The organism is Providencia sp. wls1922 (assembly GCF_009706505.1).
In the GTDB taxonomy this organism is placed as follows: domain Bacteria; phylum Pseudomonadota; class Gammaproteobacteria; order Enterobacterales; family Enterobacteriaceae; genus Providencia; species Providencia lanzhouensis.
Window position 1 is genome coordinate 1 of sequence record NZ_WLUG01000041.1, and the last position, 6,276, is coordinate 6,276.

Below are 6,276 nucleotides of genomic sequence, written 5' to 3' on the forward strand. Positions count from 1 at the left end.
ACGTCGGTATCAATAATTTCGTCGCTGGCAACCGCCACGACATACTCGTCAATTAAGCCGTTTAGCGGTTTACCCACATCGGATCGAAATAGCGCGATTTTATCGATGGGCTCACTTTTGAATCCTTCCACTAAAATCAGATCTAACGAAGCAGGATCAAAGCGGCTAGCGAGATAGTTCAGATTCATTTCATTGCATTCAGGGGTTTCGGTCATTAATGCCCAGCGCTGATTGCTGGCTACTAACGTTTGGGCTGCACCTGCTTTGCGTAATTCATAACTGTCTTTGCCCGGCGTATCAATTTCCATATCGTGATGCGTGTGTTTGATTAAGCCCACACGAACATGACGTAGTCTCAGTAAAGGGATAACTTTCTTGAGCAAAGTAGTTTTCCCGGTGCCACTGTAGGCGGTGATCCCGAGTAGAGGTAACGTGTTCTGGTTCATGATTTTTTTTGTTGTAACTCCCAGTTACGGCTATCTTCCGGCGTATTTAAATTAGCAAATGTGCCGGTTTCAGAGGTAAACATGACGCCTTTTGCATCGATTTCACGCATAAATAGCATCAGTTTGCGATCTCCTCTTGCGAGGTAATCATTCAACGGTTTCTGGAGAGACCGATGGAGTAGGGTAAATGTCGGGTGCTCTCGTTCGTTATCGCAGGCGTAGCAGGCAAGGTGCTCGCCTTTTTCGCGAAACATTTTTTCGGCTAAATCAGTTGGGAATTCGGGAACATCGCAAGGGACAAATAACAGCCAATCGGTGGTGACCTGATGGAGTGCAGCTTGCATCCCTGCTAAGGGACCCGAAAAATCTGCGGTTAAATCCGTGAAAACGGGCAGCTGGCTTTGTGCATATTCTGCGTGGTGGCGATTAGCGTTGATCATCAATTGACCGACTTGCGGCTGCAAACGCTCAATAATATGGCGGTATAGCGGCTTACCCAATAAAGGAATTAAACCCTTATCTTGGCCACCCATGCGGGTGCCTTTGCCCCCGGCGAGGATCACGCCTGTAATCGACTGACGAAATGACATGTTCAATATCTCTGAAAATCTTAGCGAAAATGTTTTAACGAACTTAAGTAGTTTTTTGAGTATAGTAACAGCTAAAATCTATTCTATTTTCCTATAAAATCAATGAATATTAATACAAGAAACGGTTAAACTTTACTTAGATTGACAACTGTTCCCTTTTTCTCTTGTAGGATTATTGGTAACTTGTATCGAATATTCGTGATAAGGAATAAACATGAAATGCCATCGTTTAAATGAAGTCATCGAACTTCTGCATCCAGTATGGAAGGACAATTCAGATTTAAATTTAGTGCAATTACTGCAAAAACTGGCAGATGAAGCGGGTTTTAAAGGCAGTTTATCTGAACTGACAGACGACGTATTAATTTATCATCTAAAAATGCGTGGCACTGACAGCAATGCGGTGATCCCCGGTATTCAAAAAGATTACGAAGATGATTTTAAAACGGCCATTCTACGTGCTCGTGGCATCATAAAAGATTAAATGAACATGGATTTAACAGAACAATCGAGCTTCCATTTTAGTGGGATCTCCCCTGATTTGATCCTTGATGCGCTGATGGAAGCGGGGATTTACCCAGAATCAGGGCTGACAGAGCTTAACAGCTACGAAAATCGCGTTTACCAATTTCAGGATGAAAATCGCCAACGCTATGTGGTGAAATTTTATCGTCCTGAGCGCTGGAACCGTTCTCAAATTCAAGAAGAGCATGATTTTACCCTTGAGCTACAAGATGAAGGCTTATCGGTGGCTGCGCCTTTAGAATTTGCCGGACAAACGGTATTAGAGTTTGGTGGGTTTATGTTTGCACTCTTTCCGAGTATCGGAGGGCGCCAATATGAAACGGATAATTTATTCCAGCTTGAGGGTGTCGGTCATTTATTAGGACGAGTGCATCAAATCGGTAAACAGCGAAACTTTGCATTTCGTCCGACTCTTGGTGTGGATGAGTATCTTGACCAACCGAGAAATATTATCGCCGCCAGTTCATTAATTACTGAACGTGATAAAGCACCATTGATAGATTCATTGGATAAGTTGATTGCCCAAGTTAAAGCCCTGTGGCCTGCTCAACAATCTTTTATTCGCCTGCAAGGGGATTGCCATCCTGGCAATATTTTGTGGCGTGATGAAGCGTGGCTGGTGGATTTTGACGATGCACGCAATGGTCCTGCGGTGCAAGATTTATGGATGTTGCTTAATGGTTCACGCCAAGAGCAGATTATCCAACTGGATACGTTATTAGAAGCGTATAACGAGTTTTGTGATTTTGATGTACGTGAGTTAAAGCTGATTGAACCGCTACGTGCGATGCGAATGGTGCATTATTTAGGATGGATCCTTCGTCGCTGGCAAGATCCCGCTTTCCCGAAAGCATTTTCTTGGATCCAATCTGCTGATTTTTGGCAAAAGCAATCTATCGAGTTTGCACAGCAAACTGAGCGGTTGTTAGATGCTCCTTTGCAATTGAACCCGCAATTTTAATATTTAAGACTATGTTTTTGGAGAAAGTTTTCTATGAAAAAAATCATGTTGGCTTTGATTGGTATTGCCATGTCTTTTGGTGCTGCGGCAGCAAATTATTCAGAAGGTAAAGAGTACACGGATGTTAAGCCTCCGGTACAAGACTTACCGCAAGTTCTGGAGTTTTTCTCATTCTACTGCCCACACTGCTATCAGTTTGAAAGCATCTACAAAGTGCCACAAACGGTAGAGAAAAACCTGCCAGAAGGTGTCACTAAAGCGCGTTATCACGTTGATTTCTTAGGCCCTCTAGGTGCTCAAATGACTCAAGCGTGGGCTGTGGCGATGGTGCTGAAAGTTGAAGATAAAGTGACGCCAATTCTGTTTGAAGGCATTCAGAAAACCCAAACGATCAATACCCCTGCGGATATCCGTAATGCGTTTATTAAAGCGGGTGTAACAGGTGAAGAATACGATGCAGCACTGAATAGCTTCGTCGTGAAATCGTTAGTTGCTAAGCAACAAAATGCCGCACAAGATTTAAAACTGCGTGGCGTGCCAGCGTTATTCGTCGATGGTAAATATCAAATCCGTAATAACGGAATTTCTGTCGATAACGCAGAGGATTATGCTAAAGAATACTCAAAAGTTGTGAACTTCTTAGTCAGCAAAAAATAATCAATGAAGATAGCGGCAACTTGCCGCTATCTTTTTATTTACTGATTGTCCGTTATCAATATCCACAATTCGACCATCCCCCCTGATTTGCGATAAATCAAAGCCTCATTAGCTAACTTATTGATTTTATTTTATTGTTTTCTTCTTGCAATTCTCTTACTCATTGAATCCTTTAGATAACTAAATTTTACTCACAAAGTTATCCACAGGAAGTTATCGCATAAGAAATGGGATAACTCAGCGGGAAATTGAATCTCAAGGTGTATCTGAAGCCACAATGTGGCATCCTATCCCCCATTCATTCCCGATAAAAAAGATGATGACAGATTATGGCTCAGATTGCTGAAAATCCCCTTATTTTGGTAGATGGCTCTTCCTACCTGTACCGTGCTTATCATGCATTCCCTCCATTGACCAACAGCGCTGGTGAACCTACCGGAGCGATGTATGGCGTGTTGAATATGCTGCGTAGCCTAATCATGCAATATACCCCGAGTCATGTGGCGGTTGTCTTTGATGCTAAGGGAAAAACGTTCCGTGATGAACTGTTTGAAAGCTACAAATCCCATCGCCCGCCAATGCCGGATGATTTACGTGCTCAAATTGCACCATTGCATGAAATGGTGGAAGCCATGGGGCTGCCGCTGCTAGTGGTGCCTGGTGTGGAGGCTGATGACGTCATCGGTACGTTGGCGCGTGAAGCCAGCAGTAAAGGGATGCCAGTGCTGATCAGTACGGGCGATAAAGATATGGCGCAGTTGGTTGAACCGAATATCACTCTGATCAACACAATGACCAACACCATCTTAGGTCCTGAAGAAGTGGAAGCGAAGTATGGGGTTCCACCAAGCCTAATTATCGACTTTTTAGCCTTAATGGGGGACTCATCCGATAATATTCCGGGTGTACCGGGTGTCGGTGAAAAAACCGCATTAGCATTATTGCAAGGTATTGGTAGCTTAGACGACATCTATAAAAACTTAGATGCGATTGCTCCACTCGGTTTCCGTGGCTCTAAAACCCTCGCACCAAAAATGGAAGGAAACCGCGAACTCGCACTGTTATCTTACCAACTGGCGACGATTAAAACGGATGTTGAGCTAGAAAAACCGTGTGAAGAACTCAAAGTGACGGAACTGGATGCGGATAAACTTCATTCACTGTTTAGCCGTTATGAATTTAAACGCTGGTTGGCCGATGTTGAAAATGGTAGCTGGATGGACGGCAAAGGGGGGAAACCAACTAAAGCCGCAGAAAGTTACCGTGCACCAGCAAGCCAGCCTGCGGCAAAATCTAAGCCTGCCGTCCCAACACTATGTGCTGAAAATTACCAAACAATTCTCGATAAAGAACAGTTAGATAGTTGGGTGAAAAAACTCAGCGAAGCGACGCTGTTTGCCTTTGATACAGAAACTGACAGCCTTGATACCCAAGAAGCTCGTTTAGTGGGTATGTCTTTTGCTATCGAAGCTGGTCATGCCGCCTATTTACCTGTCGGGCATGACTATCTTGATGCGCCAGATCAGTTGCCTTTAAAAGACGTTTTGGCAGCGATGAAGCCTATCTTAGAAAATGAGAAAATCGGCAAAATCGGTCAAAATCTAAAATACGATGCGGAAGTGTTATTAAATTACGATATTTCGCTAAAAGGCATCGCGTTTGACACTATGTTGGAATCTTATGTATTGAACAGTGTGGCAGGCATGGGACGTCATGATATGGACAGCCTTGCAGATCGCCATCTCAACCATAAGACCGTGAGTTTTGAAGAGATAGCGGGTAAAGGCAAAAAGCAGTTAACCTTTAACCAAATTCCATTGGAACAAGCGGCAAATTATGCGGCGGAAGATGCGGATGTGACATTGTTACTGCATCAAGCGCTGTATCCACAACTGGAAGCAGAGCCAAAATTAGCCCACGTTTTCCAAAATATCGAAATGCCGTTGGTGCCTGTGTTAGTGCGTATGGAACGTAAAGGTGTGCTGATTGACGCGGCGGCATTAGGGGCGCAGTCTCAGGTGATCACCGCGCGTTTAGCGGAGTTGGAAAAACAGGCGTTTGAGTTAGCGGGTGAAGAGTTCAATCTGGCATCTCCGAAACAGTTGCAGACGATTTTATTCGAAAAGCTGCAATTGCCAGTTATCAAGAAAACACCAAGTGGCGCTGCTTCAACCAACGAAGAAGTGTTGGAAGAGCTGGCATTAAACCATGCACTACCAAAATTACTGTTAGAGCATCGTAGCTTAGCGAAGCTAAAATCCACCTATACGGATAAGCTGCCGCTGATGATTAATCCAAAAACTCATCGCGTGCATACCTCTTATCACCAAGCAGTAACAGCGACGGGACGTTTATCTTCCCGTGACCCGAACTTGCAAAATATTCCAGTGCGTACCGAAGAAGGTCGACGTATCCGCCAAGCGTTTGTGGCGCGTGATGGCTACAAAGTGATGGCAGCGGACTATTCACAAATTGAATTGCGTATTATGGCGCACCTTTCCCAAGATAAAGGCTTATTGAAGGCGTTTGCGGAAGGGAAAGATATCCATAGAGCCACCGCAGCCGAGGTATTTGGTGTTCCGTTAGAGGAAGTCACCAGCGACCAACGCCGTAGTGCAAAAGCGATTAACTTCGGTTTGATTTATGGCATGAGTGCATTTGGTTTGGCTCGCCAGTTAGGCATCCCACGTGGAGAAGCGCAGCGTTATATGGATCTCTACTTTGAGCGTTATCCAGGTGTGCTGCGTTATATGGAAAATACCCGCCTGCAAGCGTCTGAACAAGGTTATGTTGAGACATTAGAAGGGCGTAGATTGTATCTTGCCGATATTAAATCTAGCAATGGCATGCGCCGTAAAGCAGCAGAACGCGAAGCGATCAATGCTCCAATGCAAGGTACAGCAGCTGATATCATCAAAAAAGCGATGATAGCAGTAGATAATTGGCTCGAAACCGAAAAACCAGATGCAGATATGCTCATGCAGGTGCACGATGAACTGGTGTTTGAAGTCAAAGAGTCCGAGTTAGAGAAGGTACAAGCGAAGGTTCAGGCGCTGATGGAGCAGAGTATGACGCTGGATGTTCCTCTCAAAGTGGA

6 protein-coding genes are annotated in these 6,276 nt (G+C 44.4%); 4 read left to right on the top strand and 2 right to left on the bottom strand.

The window, feature by feature from the left end; genetic code table 11:
• Together mobB and mobA are read right to left on the bottom strand one after the other, a co-directional pair.
• Nucleotides 1–446, bottom strand: a 446-nt coding sequence (mobB, locus tag GKR71_RS02845) for a molybdopterin-guanine dinucleotide biosynthesis protein MobB (RefSeq protein ID WP_154633916.1), incomplete at its 3' end; no start/stop codon positions are given.
• Nucleotides 443–1,036: a molybdenum cofactor guanylyltransferase MobA gene (gene mobA / locus GKR71_RS02850; protein ID WP_036948657.1), complete on the bottom strand. Its 594-nt coding sequence runs from the start codon at nt 1,034–1,036 to the stop codon at nt 443–445. The genes mobB and mobA, both read right to left, overlap by 4 nt.
• Nucleotides 1,037–1,250: 214 nt before the next feature.
• Between mobA and GKR71_RS02855 the strand changes: the two genes are divergently transcribed.
• The 4 genes from GKR71_RS02855 to polA form a co-directional block, all read left to right on the top strand.
• A complete protein-coding gene (locus GKR71_RS02855; protein WP_006659561.1) occupies nt 1,251–1,520 on the top strand; it encodes a YihD family protein in 270 nt (89 codons plus the stop codon).
• Nucleotides 1,521–2,522, top strand: coding sequence for a serine/threonine protein kinase (locus GKR71_RS02860; RefSeq protein ID WP_410431445.1), 1,002 nt, complete (start codon nt 1,521–1,523; stop codon nt 2,520–2,522).
• A gap of 33 nt (nt 2,523–2,555) precedes the next feature.
• Nucleotides 2,556–3,179: a thiol:disulfide interchange protein DsbA gene (gene dsbA, locus GKR71_RS02865; protein WP_036948659.1), complete on the top strand. Its 624-nt coding sequence runs from the start codon at nt 2,556–2,558 to the stop codon at nt 3,177–3,179.
• A 329-nt stretch (nt 3,180–3,508) separates the two neighbouring features.
• Nucleotides 3,509–6,276: DNA polymerase I (gene polA, locus GKR71_RS02870; RefSeq protein WP_154633917.1), on the top strand; the 2,768-nt coding region annotated here is incomplete at its 3' end.

Coding starts and splice junctions, on each gene's coding strand:
- mobA (WP_036948657.1), bottom strand. CDS start 1,036: ATGTCATTTCGTCAGTCGATTACAGGCGTGATCCTCGCCGGGGGCAAA.
- GKR71_RS02855 (WP_006659561.1), top strand. CDS start 1,251: ATGAAATGCCATCGTTTAAATGAAGTCATCGAACTTCTGCATCCAGTA.
- GKR71_RS02860 (WP_410431445.1), top strand. CDS start 1,521: ATGAACATGGATTTAACAGAACAATCGAGCTTCCATTTTAGTGGGATC.
- dsbA (WP_036948659.1), top strand. CDS start 2,556: ATGAAAAAAATCATGTTGGCTTTGATTGGTATTGCCATGTCTTTTGGT.